The 20,082-nt window shown below is 70.3% G+C and carries 19 protein-coding genes; 10 read left to right on the top strand and 9 right to left on the bottom strand.

Annotation, left to right across the window (positions count from 1 at the left end; all coding sequences use genetic code 11):
• Window positions 1-16 precede the first annotated feature (16 nt).
• The 4 genes from E3O42_RS15310 to E3O42_RS15295 form a co-directional block, all read right to left on the bottom strand.
• Window positions 17-988, bottom strand: a complete 972-nt coding sequence (locus tag E3O42_RS15310; protein ID WP_134454765.1) for an ABC transporter permease — start codon at window positions 986-988, stop codon at window positions 17-19.
• 20 nt (window positions 989-1,008) lie between these two features.
• Complete coding sequence (locus E3O42_RS15305; RefSeq protein ID WP_134454764.1) at window positions 1,009-2,514, bottom strand: sugar ABC transporter ATP-binding protein; 1,506 nt, start codon at window positions 2,512-2,514, stop codon at window positions 1,009-1,011.
• A complete protein-coding gene (locus E3O42_RS15300; RefSeq protein ID WP_134454763.1) occupies window positions 2,511-3,563 on the bottom strand; it encodes a LacI family DNA-binding transcriptional regulator in 1,053 nt (350 codons plus the stop codon). Before E3O42_RS15300 ends, E3O42_RS15305 begins: the two co-directional genes overlap by 4 nt.
• Before the next feature lie 269 nt (window positions 3,564-3,832).
• Entirely contained in the window at window positions 3,833-4,669 is an 837-nt protein-coding gene (locus tag E3O42_RS15295; RefSeq protein WP_134454762.1) for an SDR family NAD(P)-dependent oxidoreductase, read from the bottom strand.
• A gap of 153 nt (window positions 4,670-4,822) precedes the next feature.
• Here E3O42_RS15295 and E3O42_RS15290 point away from each other — a divergent pair, with 153 nt between their 5' ends.
• The 4 genes from E3O42_RS15290 to acs all read left to right on the top strand — a co-directional run bounded on the left by E3O42_RS15290 (window position 4,823) and on the right by acs (window position 10,123).
• Window positions 4,823-5,812: an ABC transporter ATP-binding protein gene (locus E3O42_RS15290; RefSeq protein WP_134454761.1), complete on the top strand. Its 990-nt coding sequence runs from the start codon at window positions 4,823-4,825 to the stop codon at window positions 5,810-5,812.
• Window positions 5,813-5,905: 93 nt separating this feature from the next.
• On the top strand, window positions 5,906-6,955 hold the full coding sequence (locus E3O42_RS15285; RefSeq protein ID WP_134454760.1) for an aliphatic sulfonate ABC transporter substrate-binding protein: 1,050 nt from the start codon (window positions 5,906-5,908) through the stop codon (window positions 6,953-6,955).
• Window positions 6,956-7,051: 96 nt separating this feature from the next.
• Window positions 7,052-7,858, top strand: coding sequence for an ABC transporter permease (locus tag E3O42_RS15280; protein WP_134454759.1), 807 nt, complete (start codon window positions 7,052-7,054; stop codon window positions 7,856-7,858).
• 126 nt (window positions 7,859-7,984) lie between these two features.
• Window positions 7,985-10,123 carry an acetate--CoA ligase gene (gene acs, locus E3O42_RS15275; RefSeq protein ID WP_134454758.1) on the top strand — a complete coding sequence of 713 codons (2,139 nt, stop codon included), beginning with the start codon at window positions 7,985-7,987 and terminating at the stop codon, window positions 10,121-10,123.
• Window positions 10,124-10,227: 104 nt separating this feature from the next.
• On the opposite strand, the gene E3O42_RS15270 is transcribed toward acs, so the two are convergent.
• The 3 genes from E3O42_RS15270 to E3O42_RS15260 all read right to left on the bottom strand — a co-directional run bounded on the left by E3O42_RS15270 (window position 10,228) and on the right by E3O42_RS15260 (window position 12,824).
• Window positions 10,228-10,935, bottom strand: a complete 708-nt coding sequence (locus E3O42_RS15270) for an alpha/beta hydrolase (protein WP_241984866.1) — start codon at window positions 10,933-10,935, stop codon at window positions 10,228-10,230.
• Window positions 10,932-11,717 (bottom strand): alpha/beta fold hydrolase, encoded by a 786-nt coding sequence (locus E3O42_RS15265; protein ID WP_134454757.1) that lies wholly within the window; start codon window positions 11,715-11,717, stop codon window positions 10,932-10,934. The genes E3O42_RS15270 and E3O42_RS15265 overlap by 4 nt, the downstream gene beginning before the upstream one ends.
• Window positions 11,718-11,786: 69 nt before the next feature.
• Window positions 11,787-12,824 (bottom strand): diacylglycerol/lipid kinase family protein, encoded by a 1,038-nt coding sequence (locus tag E3O42_RS15260; protein ID WP_134454756.1) that lies wholly within the window; start codon window positions 12,822-12,824, stop codon window positions 11,787-11,789.
• A gap of 159 nt (window positions 12,825-12,983) precedes the next feature.
• Here E3O42_RS15260 and E3O42_RS15255 point away from each other — a divergent pair, with 159 nt between their 5' ends.
• Window positions 12,984-13,568, top strand: a complete 585-nt coding sequence (locus E3O42_RS15255; protein ID WP_241984865.1) for a signal peptidase II — start codon at window positions 12,984-12,986, stop codon at window positions 13,566-13,568.
• 57 nt (window positions 13,569-13,625) lie between these two features.
• Here E3O42_RS15255 and E3O42_RS18120 read toward each other — a convergent pair whose 3' ends face one another.
• Complete coding sequence (locus E3O42_RS18120) at window positions 13,626-13,769, bottom strand: hypothetical protein (RefSeq protein WP_166788018.1); 144 nt, start codon at window positions 13,767-13,769, stop codon at window positions 13,626-13,628.
• Between the two features lie 75 nt (window positions 13,770-13,844).
• Here E3O42_RS18120 and E3O42_RS15250 point away from each other — a divergent pair, with 75 nt between their 5' ends.
• Together E3O42_RS15250 and E3O42_RS15245 are read left to right on the top strand one after the other, a co-directional pair.
• Window positions 13,845-14,837 carry an LLM class F420-dependent oxidoreductase gene (locus tag E3O42_RS15250; protein ID WP_134454755.1) on the top strand — a complete coding sequence of 331 codons (993 nt, stop codon included), beginning with the start codon at window positions 13,845-13,847 and terminating at the stop codon, window positions 14,835-14,837.
• A gap of 170 nt (window positions 14,838-15,007) precedes the next feature.
• Entirely contained in the window at window positions 15,008-16,243 is a 1,236-nt protein-coding gene (locus tag E3O42_RS15245) for a methyltransferase (RefSeq protein ID WP_134454754.1), read from the top strand.
• Window positions 16,244-16,282: 39 nt separating this feature from the next.
• Here the strand turns inward: E3O42_RS15245 and E3O42_RS15240 are convergent, their stop codons facing one another.
• The gene (locus tag E3O42_RS15240; RefSeq protein ID WP_134454753.1) at window positions 16,283-16,672 is read right to left on the bottom strand and encodes a DUF1622 domain-containing protein; all 390 of its coding nucleotides are present in this window, start codon (window positions 16,670-16,672) and stop codon (window positions 16,283-16,285) included.
• Window positions 16,673-16,811: 139 nt separating this feature from the next.
• Between E3O42_RS15240 and E3O42_RS15235 the strand changes: the two genes are divergently transcribed.
• The 3 genes from E3O42_RS15235 (at window position 16,812) to E3O42_RS15225 (ending at window position 20,071) form a co-directional block, all read left to right on the top strand.
• Complete coding sequence (locus tag E3O42_RS15235; protein WP_134454752.1) at window positions 16,812-18,080, top strand: MFS transporter; 1,269 nt, start codon at window positions 16,812-16,814, stop codon at window positions 18,078-18,080.
• Window positions 18,081-18,164: 84 nt separating this feature from the next.
• Window positions 18,165-18,968: a sugar phosphate isomerase/epimerase family protein gene (locus tag E3O42_RS15230; RefSeq protein ID WP_134454751.1), complete on the top strand. Its 804-nt coding sequence runs from the start codon at window positions 18,165-18,167 to the stop codon at window positions 18,966-18,968.
• Complete coding sequence (locus E3O42_RS15225; protein ID WP_134454750.1) at window positions 18,965-20,071, top strand: Gfo/Idh/MocA family protein; 1,107 nt, start codon at window positions 18,965-18,967, stop codon at window positions 20,069-20,071. The genes E3O42_RS15230 and E3O42_RS15225 overlap by 4 nt, the downstream gene beginning before the upstream one ends.
• Window positions 20,072-20,082: the final 11 nt, after the last annotated feature.

The following is a 20,082-nucleotide window of genomic DNA, read 5'->3' as shown; positions in this document are numbered from 1 at the left end:
AGAAACGGGGAGGGGGTCAGCTGTTGCGGGTCTTGCGGCGCAGCACGTCGGCGCCCACCGCGAGGGCGATGACCAGGCCGATGACGACCTGCTGCCAGAACGAGGACACGTTGAGCAGGTTGAGGCCGTTGCGGATGACGACGAGCACCAGGGCACCGATGAAGGTGCCGGAGATCTTGCCGAGCCCACCGGAGAGCGAGGCCCCGCCGATGACGACGGCGGCGATGGCATCCAGTTCGTAGCCGGCGGCGGCCTGGGGCTGGGCGGAGTCCAGGCGGCCGGCCAGGAGCAGTCCGGCCAGCGCCGCGAAGAGGCCGGCCAGGGCGAAGACCGTGACGATGATGCGCTTGACCGGCAGCCCGGAGAGCCGGGCGGCCTCGGCGTTGCCGCCGACGGCGTACATGGAGCGGCCGAGCACGGTGCGGTTGAGGATGAAGGAGGCGACCAGCGCGGCCAGGACCAGGATCACGATAGGCATCGGCACGGGGCCGATGTTGCCGCCGAGGAACGATACCTCCGCGGCGGTCTTGATCGGCCGGCCGTCGGAGATCACCAGGGTGAGTCCGCGGGCCACGCTGAGCATGGCCAGGGTGGCGATGAAGGAGGGCAGCTTGCCGTAGGCGTTCGCGGCACCGTTGACGATGCCGGCGAGGAGCCCGACGGCGAGGCCACCGAGCAGCGCCACCCAGCCGGGCATTCCGGCGCTGACGAAGAACCAACCGGAGGCCATGGCCGAGAGTGCCGCGACGGCGCCGACCGACAGGTCGATGCCGCCGGCGACGATGACGAATGTCATGCCGAAGGCGAGCACCGCCACGGTCGACACCTGGATGCCGATGTTGAGCAGGTTCTGGCCGGTCAGGAAGTCCGGCGTGGCGATGACGAGCGCGATGCAGAGCACCACCAGGCCGACCAGGGCGCCGTTGTTGGCCAGGAAGGTCTTGTAGTCGAAGGAGCGTCGGGTGGGCGCGAGCGTGGTCGTGGACATGGTTTTGAGTTCCTTCGGTTTCAGCGCTGCGCGGCACCGGAGCGGGCAGCAAGAGTCATGACGGTGTCTTGGGTGGCATCCGCTGCGCTCAGCTCGCCGGCCAGGCGGCCGTCGCGCATGACGAGGATGCGGTCGCTCATGCCCAGGATCTCGGGCAGTTCGCTGGAGACCATGACGATGGCTCCGCCGGCTGCGGTGATCGAGTTCATCAGTTCGTAGATCTCGACCTTGGCGCCCACGTCGACGCCTCGGGTCGGTTCGTCCAGCAGCAGCACGGTCGAGGCGGCGATGATCCACCGGCCGAAGACCGCTTTCTGCTGGTTGCCGCCGGAGAGTGAGCGGATCGGCTGGTCGATGGTGTGCATCCGGATGCGCAGCTTCGCGGCGACGGCCTCGGCGCGGCGGCGCTGGCCGGTGAAGTCGGCGAGGCCGAACCGGGCGCTGGAGGCGAGAGTGGCGTAGCCGAGGTTGTCGTTGACCGAGGCGTCCAGCACCAGTCCCTGACCCTTGCGGTCTTCGGGCACGTGGCCGACGCCGGCCCGGATGGCCGCCTGGATGTCGCCCTTGGGCAGCTGCGCGCCGCGCACGGCGACGGAGCCGCTGTCGTACTTGTCGGCGCCGGCGATGGCGCGGATCAGTTCGGTGCGGCCCGCTCCGACGAGCCCGGCGATACCGAGCACCTCGCCGGCGCGCACGGTGAAGCTGATGTCGTCGAAGTGGCCGGCGCTGGTGAGGTTGGTGACCGTGAGCACCTCGGTGAGCGCCGGCGTCTCGTCGGCGCGGCGCGGGAACTGGTCCTCGATGCTGCGGCCGACCATCAGCTTGACCAGCTCGTCTTCTGGGGTGGATGCGGGGACCTCGGCGATGAAGTGGCCGTCGCGGATGACGGTGACGGTGTCGCCGACCTCGGCGATCTCGTCGAGGTGGTGGCTGATGAAGAGCATGCCGACACCACGCCGGCGGAGGTCAGCCATGACCGCGAACAGGGCCTGGGTTTCGTGGCGGGTGAGCGCGGCGGTGGGTTCGTCGAGGATGAGAACTCGGGCGTTGATGCTGAGGGCCTTGGCGATCTCGACGAGCTGCTGCCGGGCGATGCCGAGCTCGCCGACCGGGGTGTCGACGTCGATCTCGAGGCCGATCAGCGCCAGTGCCGCGCGGGCCTGGCGGCGGAGCTCCTTGCGGTCGACCATGCCGAGCTTGGTGGGCATCCGGCCGAGCATCACGTTCTCGGCCACGCTCATGGTGGCCACGAGGTTGAGTTCCTGGTGGATGGTGGCGATGCCGTGTTCCTCGGCGGCGCGGGTGGTGGGCAGGGTGGTCACGGTGCCGTCGACGAGGATCTGGCCGCCGTCGGGCTGGTAGACGCCGGCGACCATCTTGATCAGGGTTGACTTGCCCGCGCCGTTCTCGCCGAGCAGCACCTGCACCTGGCCGGGGTAGACGCTGACGGTGACGTCCTGGATCACGGTCACCTGGCCGAAGGTCTTGGTCACGTTCTGCAGGGTGATCAGGGGGTGGACGGTCATTGCTGGCTCCTTTGCTCAGTCTGCGTCGTGGGGAGGATCGGCATGGGGCGGATCGGCATGGCCGAGGAGGCCCGCACGATCAGTTCGGAGGGCAGCACGACCGACTCGGGGGCCTGGCCCGCGATCACCTGCAGCAGGAGTTCGATGGCGATCCGACCCATGTCCTCGACGCTGTGCGCGATCACGCTCAGCGCCGGGTTGAGCAGCGCGAACCACTCGATGTCGTCGAAGGCGACGAGGGCGATGTCGGTGCCGATGCGCTTGCCGAGCTTGTGCAGGATGCTGATGGCGCCGACGGCCATCAGGCTGTCGGCGGCCAGCAGCGCGGTGGGCGGGTTCGTGAGTTCCATCAGGGCGTGCACGCCGGCCGAGCCGCTGGCGGCCTGGTAGTCGCCGAAGTAGACCAGCTCGGGGTCCTGGCTGAGGCCGGCTTCGGCGACGGCGCGGGTGAAGGCCGCGAAACGGTCCCGGCCGGTGGAAGTGGCCTGCGGGCCCGAGATGTAGCCGATGCGGGTGTGGCCCTGTTCGGCGAGGTGCTGCACGGCCTGGCGGATGCCGGCCTCGCTGTCGGTGGTGACGCTGGGCAGGTCGAGACCGGGAACGGTGCGGTCCACGAGAACCGTGGGAACCTTGCGTTCGATCAGGGCGCGCAGCCGGCCGCCGTCGTCACCGACGGGGGCGACGATCACCCCGTCGACGCGGCGGGAGATGAGGGTGTCCAGGTAGCGGTCCTGCTGGTCGCCCTGCTCGTTGGCGTTGCCGAGCAGGGTGACGTAGCCGGCCGAGAGGGCGGCCTGCTCTGCGGCGTGCGCGAGGTCGGCGAAGAACGGGTTGCGCACATCCGGTACCAGCAGGCCGAGGGAGTTGGACCGGGTGGAGCGCAGGGCCTGGGCCTGGGCGTTGGGCTGGTAGTCCAGCTCGGCGGCCGCGGCGGCGACGCGTTCGCGGGTGTCGGCCGAGGTAGCCGGGTTGCCCGACAGGACCCGGGAGGCCGTGCCCACCGAGACGCCAGCGAGTGCGGCGACTTCCTTGATCGTTACGGCTTCCACAGCCACTCCCTTGTGTGTGCGTGCGTTGGTGCTGGTGCTGTAATGCTCTCCGGACTCTCGTGGAATCGTTTCCATGGAATCGTTTCCATGGTACGTCGCGCGACAAGACGTGTCAACCGGACCGTGTCAACCGGAGCGGGTCAAGCGGACCGTGTAATTCGCCGAGTTGCCCACCTGCGGACGAGTTGCTCCGCCACACCGGGGCATCTCGTCCGAAACGGGGCAAGTCGCGGCCGCGGCTCACGCGGGAGCGGCTCGCGCTGATCGGGTCAGCGACGCCCGACGAAGGTGTCCATCGACGTGTACACACCGAATACCCGGCCGGCCACGGCATCCCAGGCGGCCAAAGGCAGCACGCCGCGCAGCTTCTTGGAGAAACCCACGGTCCACGGCATCAACAGCTGGGGCGAGCCGGCGAGCATCGCCCGCCAGACCCGGTTGACCACGTACTCCGGGGTCATCACGGGGGTGAATAGCGGCCCGCGGGCGCCGTCGAACATGCCGGTGGAGATGTAGCTGGGCGCGATAGTGCTCACCCGAACCTGGTCGAAGCCCTGCTGCGCGAGCTCGAGGCGCAGCGAATCGCTCCAGGTGATCACGGCGGCCTTCGAGGCCGCGTAGACGCTCATCCGCGGGTTGGAGAGCATCCCGGCGGCGGAGGCGATGTTGACGATGCGTGATTCGCGGTACGGGTTGCGCATCATGGCGGGCAAGAACTCCCGGGTGATGTACATCGGGGCCAGGGCGTTCACCTGCATCGTGGAACGGGTGTCGTCGCCGTTGTCGTGCTCCCAGAAGAACGAACCGCGCACGATGCCGGCGTTGTTGATCACGATGTCGGGGTTGCCCACCTCGGTGCGCACCCGCTGGGCGGTCTGCGCGATTGCGCCCAGGTCGGCGATGTCCACGACGTAGGGGGCGATCTGGGTGGCGCTGCTCGCGCGCTCGGTGAGGATGGCGGCGGTGGCCGAGAGCGCGGCGGCGTCCCGGTCCCACAGGATCACGGCCCTGGCACCCTCGGCGACAGCCCGCTCGGCGTAGAGGCGGCCCATGCCCATGGCGGCGCCAGTGATCAGCACGCGGGCTCCGGAAACGGTTCGAGTCATGGGTCAATCATCCCAAGTCCTGGCTGTGAACCCCGGCGGCCCCGCCCGCGCGCCCGACGCCCAATTGCTACGTTGCGTTTCAGGAGGGCGTGCGCCAGGGCGCGCGGCTGGATAGCGTCGAGAAAACTTCGACCTCCAACCGATCGGACGCCCATGTCTGCCAGCACCACCACGAGCACCGTCGCCCGCCGGGCTGCGGCGCTCGGCGGCGGGTCGGCGCGCAGCCTGGCCGCCGGGCCGTCGGGCGCCAAAGCGGCCCTCGCCGTGGAATTCGCCGGGCTGGGGCGCACCTTCGCGCCGAGCGCCGGCACCGTGGCATCCGTCGCCGCCCGCCCGGTGCTGCGCGACGTGTCGCTCACGGTGCGCGCCGGCGAGGTCCTCGCGATCCTCGGCACCAGCGGCTGCGGCAAGTCCACCCTGCTCCGCATCGCCGGCGGGCTGGACTCCCCCAGCACCGGCTCGGTACAGATCGACGGCTCGCCCACCACCGCCTTCGACACGCGCTGCGCGGTGGGGTTCCAAGAGCCCCGCCTGCTGCCCTGGCGTACGGTGGCCGCCAACGTGTCCCTCGGCCTGCCGCGCGGCACCGCGCGCGAGGCCGGCCGTGCCCGTGTCGCCGAGCTGCTCGAACTCGTGGGCCTCACGGCCTTCGCCGGGCACCGGCCAGCCGCGATCTCCGGCGGCATGGCCCAGCGCACGTCGCTGGCCCGTGCACTGGCGCGCAACCCCGGCGTGCTGCTGCTCGACGAACCGTTCGGCGCGCTGGATGCCCTCACCCGGCTCAAGATGCAGGATCTGCTCCTGGACGTGCACGCCGCCGCCCCCACCACGGTGTTGCTCGTCACCCACGACGTCGACGAGGCGTTGCAACTGGCCGACCGCATCATCCTGCTCGGTCAGGAGCCGGCCACGACGGATGCCGGGGGCACGCGGGCAGACGGAAATGCACGGGCACCCGGCGCCACGACTTTCGGCGCCACGATCGTGCAGGAACTCACCGTGCCCGGCAACCGGCCCCGCGACCGCGGCTCGGCGGAACTCGCCGAGCTGCGCGGGCGCCTGCTCGCGGGCCTCGGCATCGACCGTCACGGCGACGCCCGCGGCGTCGCCTCGAGCACCAACATCCCGCACTTCCCGTACTGACCGGCCCGGCCCCCTCACCGTTCCACCGCATCACATCCACAGCATGGATACCCGTTCCCCCTCCCAAACCCCGCACCCAACGAGAGACCCGACATGAAGAATCGCTTCACCGCCACCGCCCTGATCGCTTCCGCCGCGGCCGCAGCCCTGCTGCTCACCGGCTGCGTGGCCGGTGAGAACCAGCCCGCCGCCGAGGCCGCCGTCAGCACCGACGCCGCCACCGGCATTGTCACCCAAGGCGGAACGCTCAACATCGACTTCGCCACCTACAACCCGCTCAGCCTGGTGATCAAGGAACAGGGCTGGCTCGAAGAGGCCCTCGCCGATCAGGAGATCACGGTCAACTGGGTGCAGTCCGCCGGCTCGAACAAGGCCAACGAGGCCCTCCGCGCCAACGCCATCGACGTCGGTTCCACCGCCGGCTCCGCCGCGCTGTTGGCCCGCTCCAACGGCTCGCCGATCCAGGTCATCGACATCTACTCACAGCCAGAGTGGGCCGCGCTGGTCGTTCCGGACGGCTCCGACATCGGCTCCGTCGAAGACCTCAAGGGCAAGCAGATCGCCGCCACCCAGGGCACCGACCCGTACTTCTTCCTGCTGCAGTCGCTCGAAGAGGCCGGCCTCGGCCTGGACGACGTCACCGTGCAGAACCTGCAGCATGCCGACGGCTGGGCCGCCCTGCAGAACGGCTCGGTCGACGCCTGGGCCGGACTCGACCCGATCATGGCCGGTGCCGAAGCCGCCGGTGCGGAGCTCGCCTACCGCAACGTCGACTTCAACAGCTACGGCTTCCTCAACGCCACCGAGTCCTTCATCACCGAGAAGCCGGATGTGGCCCAGACCGTCGTCGACGTCTACGAGCACGCCCGCGCCTGGGCTCTCGAGAACGAGGAGGAGACCGCACAGATCCTCGCCGACGTAGCCGGCCTCGACCTCGCTGTCGCCACCAAGGTCATCACTGAACGCTCCAACCTCGGCGTCGACAACATCCCCGGTAACGCCCAGATCGACGTGCTCACAACGATCGGCCCGATCTTCGTCAAGACCGGCGACGTGCTCGAGCAGAGCCAGGTCGACGACGCTCTCGACACCATCGTGAACGACACTTTCGCCACGAAGGCCGACCCGACGGTCGTCGAGTAGCCCGCCGCATGCCGGGGCGGCCGTACGCAGGCCGCCCCGGCATCCGGTTCACCGCAGCCGATTCACCGCCACACCAACCCCGCACGGAAGGCCCCGATGACCGAGACCATCGCCCCGAACACGGCGCCCGCCGTGCGGCGGCCGCTGACGTCGCGGCGCAGCGTACGCGTCGTGGGCGGGCTGCTCCTGCCGGTGCTGATCCTCATCGCGTGGCAACTCACCACGGCCCTCGGCCTCGTCTCCATCTCCCAGCTGCCGTCGCCGGCCATGGTCTGGATCGCCGCCGTCGACCTGTTCGACCGCGGCGAGCTCACCCTCTACGTCGCCATCTCCACCCAGCGGGTGCTTATCGGTTTCGCCATCGGTGCCGCACTGGGCCTGGCCGCCGGGTCGCTGGTGGGGCTCTCCCGCGCCGCCGACGTGCTCTTAGCGCCCACCCTCGGTGCCATCCGCGCCGTCCCGTCGCTGGCCTGGGTTCCCCTGCTGATCATCTGGCTCAAGTACGGCGAGGAATCCAAGATCACCCTCGTCGCCATCGGCGCCTTCTTCCCGGTCTACACGACGGTCGCGCAGGCGTTGCGGCACGTGGACCGCCAGCTCGTGGAGGCCGGCCGCGCCTTCGGGCTGCGCGGGGTGCGGCTGTTCACGGCCGTGCAGCTGCCCGCGGTGATCCCCTCGGTGATCTCCGGGCTGCGTCTCGCGCTCGCCCAGGCTTGGCTGTTCCTGGTGGCCGCCGAGCTACTCGGCGCGTCGATGGGGCTGGGCTTCCTGCTCGCGATATCGGGCACCAACGGCCGCATCGACCGCATCCTGCTCGCCATCATCCTGCTCGCGCTGCTCGGCAAGCTCACCGACGCCATCCTGGGCGTGTTCGAAAAGTGGGCCATCAGGAAGTGGGCCTGACCGCTCCTCGCCACCCGGCCTCGCAGGTTACGCCGCGTTGCGCGAGTCTCTGCAACGGATGCTGCCGCTGCGTAGCGTCGAAACCGTCCCACTGCCCCATGCCGTCCCGATCGCCGGAGTGTGCCCATGCCGAACCCCGACACCCGCGCCGAAGCCAGCGTCGACACGAGCATCGCGGCCGCCACAGAGACCTCCACGAGCACCCACACCCCGGCCACCCGCGCCGCGACCGCCGACTGGACCGACACCAGCGCCACCATCCGCAACCTTTCCACGGAGCACCGCCGCTACCCCGCGCCGGCCGTGTTCGCCGCGCAGGCCAACGTCGACGCCTCCTGGTACGACAAAGCAGCCGCCGACCCCGTCGCATTCTGGACCGAGCAGGCCAAGCGCCTCGACTGGGCCGAACCGTGGCATACCGACCACACCTGGCAGCCTCCCACCCCGGATGCCGACGGCGTTCTGTCGGTGCCGCACGCGGAGTGGTTCGCGGGCGGAAAGCTCAACGTGGCGGTGAACTGCGTCGACCGGCACGTCGCCGCCGGCCGTGGTGACAAGGTGGCCTTCCACTTCGAGGGCGAACCCGGCGACCGCCGCACCCTCACCTACGCCGACCTCGAAAAGGAGGTGGCCAGGGCCGCGAACGCGCTCACCGACCTCGGCATCGTCAAGGGCGACCGGGTCGTCATCTACCTCCCGGTGATCCCCGAGACCATCATCATCACCCTCGCGGTGGCCCGCCTCGGCGCCATCCACTCCCTAGTGTTCGGCGGCTTCTCCGCCGAGGCGCTGCGGTTCCGGGTGGAGGACACCGGCGCCAAGCTGCTCGTGACCACCGACGGCCAGTTCCGCCGGGGCAAGGCCGTGCCGGTGAAGGAAGCCGCCGACGAGGCCGTGGCCGGCGTGGACTCGATCGAGCACGTGCTCGTGGTGCGCCGGACCGGCGCGCGAACCCCGAACATCCCCTGGACCAGCGGGCGCGACGTCTGGTGGCACGATACCGTCGGCACCGCTCGCGACACCCACGAGCCCGAGTTCTTCGACGCCGAGACGCCGCTGTTCATCATCTACACCTCCGGCACCACCGGCAAGCCCAAGGGCCTGGTGCACACCAGCGGCGGCTACCTCACCCACGCGTCCTGGAGCCACTGGGCCGTGTTCGACGCCAAGGAGGACGACGTGCACTGGTGCACCGCGGACCTCGCCTGGGTCACCGCGCACAGCTACGTGCACTACGGCCCGCTCTCCAACGGCACCACCTCGGTGATCTACGAGGGCACCCCGAACACCCCGCACCCCGGCCGGCACTTCGAGATCATCCAGCGGTACGGTGTCACCACCTATTACACGGCGCCCACCCTGATCCGCACGTTCATGACCTGGTTCCCCACTGGATTGCCCGCCGAACACGACCTCTCCAGCATCCGTCTGCTCGGCTCGGTCGGCGAGGCGATCAACCCCGAGGCCTGGGTGTGGTTCCGGGAGAACATCGGCGCCGGCCACGCGCCCATCGTGGACACCTGGTGGCAGTCCGAGACCGGCGCGGCCGTGATGGCGCCGCTGCCCGGGGTGAGCACGCTCAAGCCCGGCTCCGCCCTCCGCGCCCTGCCGGGCCTGCGCACCCTGGTGGTGGATGACGCCGGTCAGCCCGTGCCGCACGGCACCGGCGGCTACCTGGTGCTGGCCGGTACCTGGCCGGGAATGGCCCGCACCGTGTGGGGCAACCCGGAGCGTTACCGCGACTCCTACTGGGCCCGGTTCGCCGAGCAGGGCTTCTTCTTCTCCGGCGACGGCGCCAAGTACGACGACGACGGCGACATCTGGCTGCTCGGCCGGGTCGACGACGTGATCAACGTGTCCGGGCACCGGCTGTCCACCATCGAGATCGAGTCGGCGCTGGTGTCGCACCCGGCCGTCGGCGAGTCCGGCGTGGTGGGCGTAACGGATGCGTCCACCGGGGAGGGCATCGCCGCGTTCGTGATTCCCGCGGTGGCTCCGGCCACGGATGACCCGGCCGCCTGGCTGGCCCTGGCCGGCGAACTGGCCCCGCGGTTGCGGGCGCACATCACCCACGAGATCGGCGCGGTCGCCAAGCCCCGGGACGTGTTCGTGGTGCCCGACCTGCCCAAGACCCGCTCCGGCAAGATCATGCGCCGGCTGCTCGGCGACATCGTGGACGGCCGACCCCTCGGCGACGTCACCTCACTGCAGGACGACACAGTGCCCGGCCGCATCCAGGCGATCGTGGAAGCCGCCCGCGCCTAGCGACGCGATGTCGGGAACGCCCACTCGCTGGTTGAGCTTGTAAAGACCCCGCAAGCCGACATCGCGGAAGCGAGATCGCCCGGCACCTGGTGTGCGCGGCCGGGCTACCGGCCGGCGGCGGCGAGCACGTGCCGGTGGGTGTCGGGGTGGCTGAGGATGCGGAAGTGGCCGCCGGTGTTGATGAGGATGTTCTCCGCGCCCGGCAGCACGCTGCCCTCCGGGATGTGCGGGTCGAAACGGCCGTAGATCGACACGACTTTGTTGTTCAGGCGGTGGTCGGCGCCCAGCGCGGCCAGGTGCGGGTTCGTGCCCGCAAACGCGCGCAGGCTGGGCAGCAGCATGTACCGGGCGTACCGCGAGCCCGAGAACGGGGTGCTGATCGCGATCAGGCGCTCGACTCGGCCGTCGGGGTCGAGCTGCGTCATCAGGTACTTGCCGATCAGGCCGCCCTTGCTGTGCGCGACGATCACCACGTTGTGCAGGTCGCGCCCCCGCAGGTAGCGGGCCACGATCTCGGCCGACGGCACCACCGGCCGGCGGTTGGCGCGCAGCGGTGTGACCACGTGCACCGGATGCCCGTTTTCGTGCAATACGAGAATCAGCGGGCGCATGAAGTGCCAGCTTTCGTAGATGCCCGGAATGATCAGCACCGGCACGCGCTCGCCCGAGGCGAAGTCATCGGGGCGGGTGCGGGCCAGGGCGCCCCGCACCTGGGCGATCACGGCATACCGGTAGTCCAGCAGCCAGGAGCCGGCGTTGCGCAGGCCCACTCGCAGCCTCCGCCACACCCACCGGCCGGGCTTGTGGGTCACGGCGCAGCTGGCTCGTCAAGCGGCGAGGCAGGGCCAGGCGCGAACGCGCGGGCGTACTCACGGATGCCGGCGGCCGTGGCCGCGGCGGCACTGAAATGCACGAGGTGCCGGCCCGGCAGCTCGAGCAGCTTTCCCTGTGACGCCTGCGCCGCGAGGCGCACGCCCCATTCGTGGCGCGACACCGGGTCGTCCTTCCCCCGGATCACCAAGGTGGGCGCGCACACATCCCGCAGTCGCAGGTCGGTGCGGTAGGCGAGCATCGGCCGCAGCGTGGCGAGGTACCAGCGCGGACCGCAGAGCAGGTAGTCGCGCATCACGATCATCGTGCCGCCGAACGGTTCCTTGAGGGTGTCCCGGCCCAGGTCGAGGGCCTGGCGCAGCACCGAGTCCCTGGTGGGGTCGGTGACGCCGCCGATCAGCACCAGGTGCGCCACCAGCGCCGGGTGGCGCACGGCCGTCTCGGTCGCGAACTGGGCGCCCATGGAGTGCCCGACCAGCACGACGGGACGCTCGCTGAGCATCGGGAGCAGTTCACCGAGGTAGTCGGCGTATTGCTCTATCGACACGCCACGCTCCGGTTTGGGCGAGCGGCCGAAACCGGGCAGGTCCACCGAATGCACGGCGCCCGTCACGGCCAGCGTGTTGTGGAGCCGGTCGAGGTACCGGTGCGACATGCCGATGCCGTGCACCAGCACGAACACCGGCGCTTCCGGCGTGCCAGGGCCCGCAGTGGAACGCACGTTCACTGTGGCGTCGGTCAGAGGCAACAGGAGCTCACGCATGGCGCGGCATCCGCTCGCCGGGGCACCTGTTCGTGGCGGTACGCGCGCCACCGGTCACGGTGGTCATTCCTACGGAACCCGCACGCGCAAGCCGCCGGGCAGCACCCGGGCCTTGAACGCGGTCGCGGTGCCGAAGCCGTCGCCATCGAGCTCGATCTCCTCGGGGTGGCTGAGCTTCACGGTGATCTGGCGGCCCTTGACGTAGTTGAGGGCCTCAACCTCCTTCGTCATCATGCGGCGACCGAGCGGAGTGCGGCGCAGCACGCCGTTCTCCCAGAGCACCTTGACGATGATCTGAACCCAGTGCACGAAGCCCTCCGGACGCAACATGAGCATCTCGAACTGCCCGTCGTCGATGACGGCCTCGGGCAGCAGCAGCACGTTGGCGGTCAGTGTGCCGGTGTTGCCCACGATCACGGTGTGCGCGCGCACCGACTTGGTGCTGCCGCCGTCGAGGCTGTAGCGCAGGCGCAGCTGGTTGCGGTCGCGCAGGGCCGTGATGATCGCTCCCACGTAGGCGAGCCAGCCGATCTTGGCCTTGAGCTCGTCATTGGTGCTGGCGAGCATCTTGGCGTCCAGGCCCAGCCCGGCCATCACGAGGAACGCGTGCTTGCTGACGCTGTCGTCCTCGTGCCGGATCTCGATGCGGGCGATATCCACCTTGCGGTCCTTACCGGAGAAGGCCGTGCCGATCGAGTGCTCGAGGTTGTCGAGGGTGAGGTTGAGGTTGCGGGCCAACAGGTTGCCGGTGCCGGACGGCAGCAGCGCGAGCGTCGCGTCGCTGCCGTGCACGACCTCGGCCACCGCGCGCACGGTACCGTCGCCGCCGGCTGCGATCACCATCGTGGCGCCGGCGTCGAGGGCTCGCTGGGCCGCGCCCTGGCCCGGGTCTTCCTTGGAGGTTTCGAACCAGAGGGTCTCGCCCCAGCCGGCCTTGGCCTCCTCGGCAGCGACGACGCGTTTGATGGCGTCGAGGTTCACCTTGATGGGGTTGTAGACCACGGCGGCCAGCCCGGCAGCAAGCTCACCGGCGGTCGCGGTCGCGGTGTCTTCGGCGGTCGGGATGTCGGTCGGGATGTCGGTGGGGATGTCGGTCGGTGTCGACATGCGCGCTCTCCTCAGGCAGATGAGCGGATGATTACGCTCAGGACAATCCAGCTGCAGCCGGCAGGCTCAGCATGCGGGTGCATCAACGCTACACGGATCGCTCCATAAGGGTTCTGACAACCGCGCCGCGCGGTCCGCGATCGCTGGGATGATGGAGGGGTGACTTCTGCCTCCCAGACTCCGCTGCCGGCCACTACCCGCTCGCCGCGGGCATCCCGGCTGGCCTGGCCCGCCTTCGGCATCGCCCTGGCCGTGATCCTCATCGACCAGGCCTCCAAGTGGTGGGCCGAGGCCGAACTCGGCGACGGCCAGGTCATCCCGGTGATCGATGATGTCATCCGCTTCGTGCTCGTCTACAACCCCGGCGCGGCCTTCTCGATCGGTTCCGACTTCACCTGGGTCTTCGCGGTGCTCGCCGCCGCCGCCGTCGTGTGGATCAGCATGCTCACCTGGCGGGTCGAGTCCCTCGGCTGGATGGTCGCCCTCGGCCTGCTGCTCGGCGGAGCCACCACCCACCTCGGTGACCGGCTGTTCCGCGAGCCCGGCTTCGCCCGCGGCCACGTGGTGGACTTCATCGGCTACGGCAACCTGTTCGTCGGCAACGTCGCCGACATCGCGATCTTCGCCGGAGCCGTCATGCTGGCGATCCTCACCGTGATGGGCGTGCACGTGCGCCCCCCGGAGACCGACTCCGCGGCCGGCGCCGTCTCCTCCGCATCGGAAGACCCCGGGCCCACGGCCTGAGCCGGGGCGATGTTACGAGCATGCGCTCGGGTTCGAGGTGGCCGTGCGCGAGCCGGACTACGTGGCGCTGGACGGCCCCATCGGAGTGCGACCCGGTTTGCCGAGCTCGTCGAAGGTGGCGCCATTGCCATTGCCGCGCCGACGGAGCGCGACTGGGGTCACCTGACCGGCTTCTTCGCCGACCCGGAGGGCAACATTCATTCGCTCTTCGCGGTCATGCCCGCCTGACGCGGAGGGTTGGGTGGTGACTCCGACACCACCCCTAGGCTGGGCTTCATGCGATTCGGACTCTTCATTCCCCAGGGCTGGCGTCATGACCTCGTCGGCATCGACCCCGCCCAGCAGTGGGCCACCATGAGCGGCCTCGCGGCCCACGCGGACGCCGGCGCCTGGGAATCGATCTGGGTGTACGACCACTTCCACACGGTTCCGGTGCCCAGCGAGGAGGCCACCCACGAGGCGTGGACCCTGATGAGCGCCTTCGCCGCCACCACCAGCCGGGTGCGGCTCGGCCAGATGTGCACCTGCATGAGCTACCGCAATCCCGCATACCTGGCCAAGGTTGCCTCCACGATCGATGTCATCTCCGGCGGCCGCGTCGAGATGGGCATCGGCGCCGGCTGGTACGAGCACGAGTGGCGTGCCTACGGCTACGGCTTCCCCCGCGCGGGCGAGCGACTGGCCCGGCTCGACGAGGGCGTGCAGATCATGCAGCAGGCCTGGACCAAAGGAACCGCCACCCTCGACGGCGAGCACTACCAGGTGGACGGCGCCATCGTGCGTCCGCTGCCGCTGCAGGAGGGCGGCATCCCGATCTGGATCGCCGGCGGCGGCGAGAAGGTCACCCTGCGCATCGCGGCGCAGTACGCGAACTACACCAACTTCGACGGCACCCCCGAGGGCTTCACGCACAAGAGCGACCTGTTGCGCGAGCACTGCGCCACGCTCGGCACGGATTTCGATGCCATCGTGCGCTCGGCCAACTACAACACCGTGATCGGCCGCGACGAGGCCGAGGTGGCCGAGCGGCTGGACGCCATCCAGGCCCGGGTCACCCCGTACCTCGGCGTGGAGGGCGCGGCGAGCTTCATGGCCGAGTACCGCAGCGGCGAGGCGCAGGGCGTCGGCACGCCCGAGCAGATCATCGAGCGGCTGAACGGCATGAAGCGGCGCGGCCTCGGCTACGCGATCCATTACTTCCCCGAGGCGGCCTACGACCGGTCGGGCCTCGAGCTGTTCGAGCGCGAGGTCATGCCGGCCCTGCTGTAGCGCCGCCCCTTTTCCGCGATGTGCCCCGCTGCGGACGGGTTGGCGACGGATGCGATAATCGAACAGGTCGCGAGAGCCTTCTGCCAGGGCTGGTTCCGACCGAGCGTCCCCCGTGCACGAACCCGGGCGCACCGAAACCCAGCGGCACAAGATCGGACACCATGTCCAGCATGAACACCCCCGACAGCGCCGACGCCCCCGAATCCGGCCTCACCGTCGCGCGCGCACCCGACGCGGCGGCAAGCGATGCGGCCGCAAGCGATGCGGCCGCCGGGGCCGCACCGCACACCGCGCCCGCCGACATCCGCTGGCGCACCGGCGACGCCGAGCACACCGCCCGCTGGCACTCCGAGGGCGGCTGGCCGGCCCCCAAGCGGGTGGTCGTCGTCGATGACACCCTTACCGCGGATGCCGCGTACAGGCTGGCGAAGTCCGGTACCGGCCTGCTCTGGCAGGGCGACTTCCAGAACGCCCGGCAGTTGCTCACGGCGATGGCCCGTCGCGTGGACCGGCGCCGGCGCACCCCCGCCGACACGCTCAAGGCCGCCTTCGAGGTGCACCGCGCCGAGGCCCTGCGCCGCGCCCGCCTGTTGGGCCTGGTGCTCGTGTCGCTCGACGCCGACCACACCCTGGGCCTGCGCCGAGCCCCCGACGTGCGGCAGGCCTGCGATGAGGCGTACGGCCCCGGCACCGAACCATCGATCCTGTCACTCCGCGAACTGCTCGGCGTGATCGGCGCCCACGAGTGGCGCGTCAAGGGCGTGCCTGTCGCGGCGCTCGGGGACCGCATCCACCCGCACTACGGTGTATTCTCACCGGTCCGCGGCGAGTACCTCGACCTCGTCGCCACCGCCCCCCTGCCCGCGACCGGGGTGGCGTTCGACATCGGCACCGGCTCCGGAGTGATCGCCGCGATCCTCGCCCGCCGCGGCATCGACCGCGTCGTTGCCACCGACATGGAACCGCGCGCGCTGGCCTGCGCCCGCGAGAACCTTGGGCGCCTGGGCTTGGCCGACCGGGTCGACGTCATCGAGGCCGACCTGTTCCCGCCGGGCCGCGCCGACCTGGTGGTCTGCAACCCACCGTGGTTGCCGGCCTCGGCCGCGACGAGCACCGACGCCGCCGTCTACGACCCCGACAGCCGCATGCTCCGCGGCTTCCTCGCCGGGCTCGCCGGCCACCTCACTGGCGACGGTGAGGGCTGGCTGATCATTTCCAACCTGGCCGAGCTGCTCGGGTTGCGCTCCCGCGGCGAACTGCTCGACCTCATCGACGACGCGGGCCTCTCGGTGGCCGCACGCCTCGACACACGGCCCACCCATCGCAAGGTTTCCGACGCGACCGACCCGCTGCACGACGCCCGGGCGGCCGAGGTCACCTCGCTCTGGCGGCTGCGCCCAGCCTGACCAAAGGTCCGCCCCGGTCGGCCGCCCCGCCCGTGGTGTCTATTGGGGCGCGCCCGGCGCGCCCGGCGCGCCCGTCTTGCCCGTCATCCGCCAGCGCGCCCACGGCCACACGCCGTCCATCTCCACCTCGAGCGAGAAGCTCAGCAGCACCCGGATAATCACGATCGCCCCGAGCACCAGCACGCTCTCCACCGTGGGTTCCACCACGATGGTGCGGATGATGTCGGCCACGATCAGCACCTCCAGGCCCAGCAGGATGGCCCGGCCCAGCTCGCGCCGCATGCTCTGGTACGCCGTCGGCCGGGTGTCCGCGCGAAGCGCCCGCGGAATGCCCGCCAGGAGTGCCGCCAGACCGCCGAACACCATGATGCCCGCACCGACCACCTCGACCACCCGCACTGCCGCTTCTACCACTGCCTCGAACGTCATCCGTTGTTCTCCCGCCATCACCCTTGGCGCGAAGATACTCCACCTCGAAGGTCGGGCGGTACTCGACCAACCGCGCCGTAGGCTGATCGACACCCGCACACACTCGGCCGCACCGCCCACGCAACGATCAGGGATCCCGATGACCACACCCCGCCGTCCCTCCTCCGACACGGATGCGAGCGCGCACCCCCGACTGCAGCGCAAGGTCGTCAAGGTACTCATCCTCGGCCAGATCCTCGGCGGCATCGGCATGGGCGCCACGCTCTCGCTCGGTGCGCTGCTCGCCGCCCAGCTCTCCGGGTCCAACGCCTGGTCGGGCATGGCCGCCACGATGAGCACCCTGGGCGCGGCCCTGGTGGCCGTGCCGCTAGCCCGCCTGGCCCAGGCCAGCGGCCGCCGCCGGTCCCTCGCCACCGGCGCCGGCATCGCCGGGGTCGGCGCCGTTCTCGCGGTGACCTCGGTCGGGCTCGACACCTTCCCCCTGCTGCTGCTCGCCCTGATGCTGCTGGGCGCCGGCTCGGCCACCAACCTGCAGGCCCGGTTCGCCGCCACCGACCTGGCCGGCCCCACCACCCGCGCCAGGGATCTCTCAATCGTCGTGTGGTCGACAACGATCGGAGCGGTCCTCGGGCCCAACCTGTTCGGTCCGGGCGAGGTCGTCGGGGCGCAGCTGGGCCTGCCGCCGCTCACGGGTGCGTTCGCGTTCTCCCTCGCCGCGCAGGTCGGCGCAGCCCTGGTCTACACGGTCGGGCTCCGGCCCGACCCGCTGCTCACCGCGCTGTCGGTGCGCGAGGCCCGGCCGACGAGCACCCTGCAGCACGGCGGACTGGCCATCGTGCGCTCCAACCCGCTGGCGCGCTACGCCGTCGCGGTCATCGCCCTCAGCCACGCCACCATGGTGGCACTCATGTCGATGGCGCCCGTGCACCTCTCGGAGCACGGCGCCTCGCTCACGATCGTGGGCCTGACCATCAGCCTGCACGTAGCCGGTATGTACGCGCTCTCGCCGGTATTCGGCGCCCTGGCCGACCGGGTGGGACGAATGCCGGTGATCCTGGCCGGGCAGGCCCTGCTGCTGGCCGCGCTCGTTCTGTTCTGGCTCGCCGGAGACACCGCGACGGCCATGACGGTCGGGCTGATCCTGCTCGGGCTCGGCTGGTCGGCATCCGTCGTGGCCGGCTCGACGCTGATCACGGAGGCCGTGGGGGTGCACGACAGATCGGCGCTGCAGGGGTTCTCCGACCTGTCGATGAACGCCGCGGGAGCGCTCGGCGGCGCCCTGGCCGGCCTGGTCCTGCTGCTGGTGGGCTACTCGGGACTCGGCGTCGCCGCGATGGCCCTGGTCGCGGTGGTCGTGGTCTGGTCCCTGCTCCGCAGCGGCCGACCTGCAGATGCTCAGAATCGGTGACAGGGTCTGGCGCATAAAACCATGCAGCACTAGGTTTGTTTCTGCAGAAGAATCCTTCGCGCCATCACTTCCAAAGGAGCAAGTATGTCCAGCACACCCTCGGTCCAGCTTTACACCGTGAGGGATGCCATCTCCGCAGACCTCCAGGGCGCCATCGCCCGCGTCGCCGAAATCGGCTTCACCCAGGTCGAGCCGTACGCGTTCGTCGAACGCGCGGATGAGTTCGAGAAGGCCTTCGCGGCATCCGGCGTCACGGCGCCGTCCGGGCACGCACCCGTCATCGACTCCGACGACCCCACCCGCGCCTTCGACGCCGCGGCGCAGCTCGGCATCGGCACCGTCATCGACCCTTTCGTCCCGAGCGACCGTTGGCAGAGCATCGACGACGCCGCACGGATCGCCGACCGAGTGAACGAGCTCCAGGCCATTGCGGCCGAGAGGGGCTTGCGCTTCGGCTACCACAACCACCAGTGGGAGTTCGCCAACCACGTGGATGGCCGCAGCATCTACGAACTGTTCCTCGAGCGGCTCTCACCCGACGTCGCCCTTGAACTCGACACCTACTGGTCGACCGTCGGAGGCGCGGACACCCCCGAACTGCTGCGGCGGCTCGGCGACCGCGTGCAGTTCCTGCACATCAAGGACGGCCCGATCCAGGGCGACATCGCCACGTCGCTTCCCAGCAGCGAGAGCGCCCTCACGGTGCCCGAGGCCCTCGCCACGGCCTTCTCCAACCAGCTGCCGGCCGGCAGCGGCGACGTCGGCGTCGCCGCCATCCTCAAGGCAGCCCCGCATGCCCTGCGCGTCGTGGAGTTCGACGGCTACGCGGGCGATGTCTTCGAGGGCATCGCGGCGTCGTTCGCCTGGCTTGCGGAGAACGACAAATGAGCCGCACCGGACGGGTCGGCGTCGGCGTCATCGGCGCCGGGGTCATCAGCGGCACCTACCTTCAGAACATGACGGCGTTCGCCGACCTCGACGTGCTCTTCGTCGCGGACCTCGACCTCGATCGCGCTCGGGCGCAGGCAGAGGCCTACGGAGTTCCCGGCCACGGGTCCGTCGACGACCTGCTCGCCAGGGACGACATCGAGATCGTCGTGAACCTCACCATCCCCGCCGTGCACACCGAGGTGGGTGAGCGGATCATCGCCGCCGGCAAGCACGTCTGGAGCGAGAAGCCGCTCGCCCTGGATCACGAATCCGGCTCCAGGCTGCTCACCGCGGCGAGCAACGCGGGCCTGCGGGTCGCCTGCGCGCCCGATACCGTGCTGGGCGCGGGCATCCAGAGTGCCATGCGGGCGATCAAGCGCGGCGACATCGGGGAGCCGCTGACGGCCACCACGATGTTCCACGTTCCCGGCCCCGACGCCTGGCACCCGAACCCGGAGTTCCTGTTCGCGCTCGGCGCCGGGCCGCTCTTCGACATGGGGCCGTACTACGTGACGACGCTCGTGCACGCCTTCGGCCCCGCCAGCCGGGTCGGCGCGGTGTCGTCCACGTCCGCTGCCGTCCGCACCATCGGCAGCGGTCCCCGGGCCGGCACCGAGTTCCCGGCGGAGGTACCGACCCATCACGCCGCGGTCATCGCGTTCGCGGGCGGCCAGTCCGCGCAGTCCACGTTCAGCTTCCAGAACGCCCTGCCCCGGATGGGCTTCGTGGAGATCAGCGGCACCGAGGGCACCCTGGTGCTGCCGGACCCGAACACGTTCGAGGGTGATTCCACCCTGTGGCGGTTCGGCCATGAGGAGCCGAGCGTTCTCACGGCGACCGGCTCCATCTACGGTCGCGGGTCCGGCGTGCTCGACCTGGCCCGGTCCATCCGGGCCGATGTGCCCGAGCGCGCCAGTGGCGCGGTCGCGGCGCACGTGCTCGATGTGCTGCTGGCCGTCTCCGAGGCCGCCGAGACCGGTCGCACGGTCGACGTGGCGTCGAGCGTTCCCCAGCCGACACCGCTGGCCGAAGACTGGGATCCCGCGGCGGCCACGCTGTAGCCGGCGCTCGA

Source organism: Cryobacterium adonitolivorans, assembly GCF_004402695.1.
Lineage (GTDB): Bacteria > Actinomycetota > Actinomycetes > Actinomycetales > Microbacteriaceae > Cryobacterium > Cryobacterium adonitolivorans.
The sequence above is the reverse complement of the archived record's forward strand: the minus strand, read 5'-3'. Positions and strand labels throughout refer to the sequence as shown.

Coding starts and splice junctions, on each gene's coding strand:
- E3O42_RS15310 (WP_134454765.1), bottom strand. CDS start 988: ATGTCCACGACCACGCTCGCGCCCACCCGACGCTCCTTCGACTACAAG.
- E3O42_RS15305 (WP_134454764.1), bottom strand. CDS start 2,514: ATGACCGTCCACCCCCTGATCACCCTGCAGAACGTGACCAAGACCTTC.
- E3O42_RS15295 (WP_134454762.1), bottom strand. CDS start 4,669: ATGACTCGAACCGTTTCCGGAGCCCGCGTGCTGATCACTGGCGCCGCC.
- E3O42_RS15290 (WP_134454761.1), top strand. CDS start 4,823: ATGTCTGCCAGCACCACCACGAGCACCGTCGCCCGCCGGGCTGCGGCG.
- E3O42_RS15285 (WP_134454760.1), top strand. CDS start 5,906: ATGAAGAATCGCTTCACCGCCACCGCCCTGATCGCTTCCGCCGCGGCC.
- E3O42_RS15280 (WP_134454759.1), top strand. CDS start 7,052: ATGACCGAGACCATCGCCCCGAACACGGCGCCCGCCGTGCGGCGGCCG.
- acs (WP_134454758.1), top strand. CDS start 7,985: ATGCCGAACCCCGACACCCGCGCCGAAGCCAGCGTCGACACGAGCATC.
- E3O42_RS15265 (WP_134454757.1), bottom strand. CDS start 11,717: ATGCGTGAGCTCCTGTTGCCTCTGACCGACGCCACAGTGAACGTGCGT.
- E3O42_RS15260 (WP_134454756.1), bottom strand. CDS start 12,824: ATGTCGACACCGACCGACATCCCCACCGACATCCCGACCGACATCCCG.
- E3O42_RS18120 (WP_166788018.1), bottom strand. CDS start 13,769: ATGAATGTTGCCCTCCGGGTCGGCGAAGAAGCCGGTCAGGTGACCCCA.
- E3O42_RS15250 (WP_134454755.1), top strand. CDS start 13,845: ATGCGATTCGGACTCTTCATTCCCCAGGGCTGGCGTCATGACCTCGTC.
- E3O42_RS15245 (WP_134454754.1), top strand. CDS start 15,008: ATGAACACCCCCGACAGCGCCGACGCCCCCGAATCCGGCCTCACCGTC.
- E3O42_RS15240 (WP_134454753.1), bottom strand. CDS start 16,672: ATGACGTTCGAGGCAGTGGTAGAAGCGGCAGTGCGGGTGGTCGAGGTG.
- E3O42_RS15235 (WP_134454752.1), top strand. CDS start 16,812: ATGACCACACCCCGCCGTCCCTCCTCCGACACGGATGCGAGCGCGCAC.
- E3O42_RS15230 (WP_134454751.1), top strand. CDS start 18,165: ATGTCCAGCACACCCTCGGTCCAGCTTTACACCGTGAGGGATGCCATC.
- E3O42_RS15225 (WP_134454750.1), top strand. CDS start 18,965: ATGAGCCGCACCGGACGGGTCGGCGTCGGCGTCATCGGCGCCGGGGTC.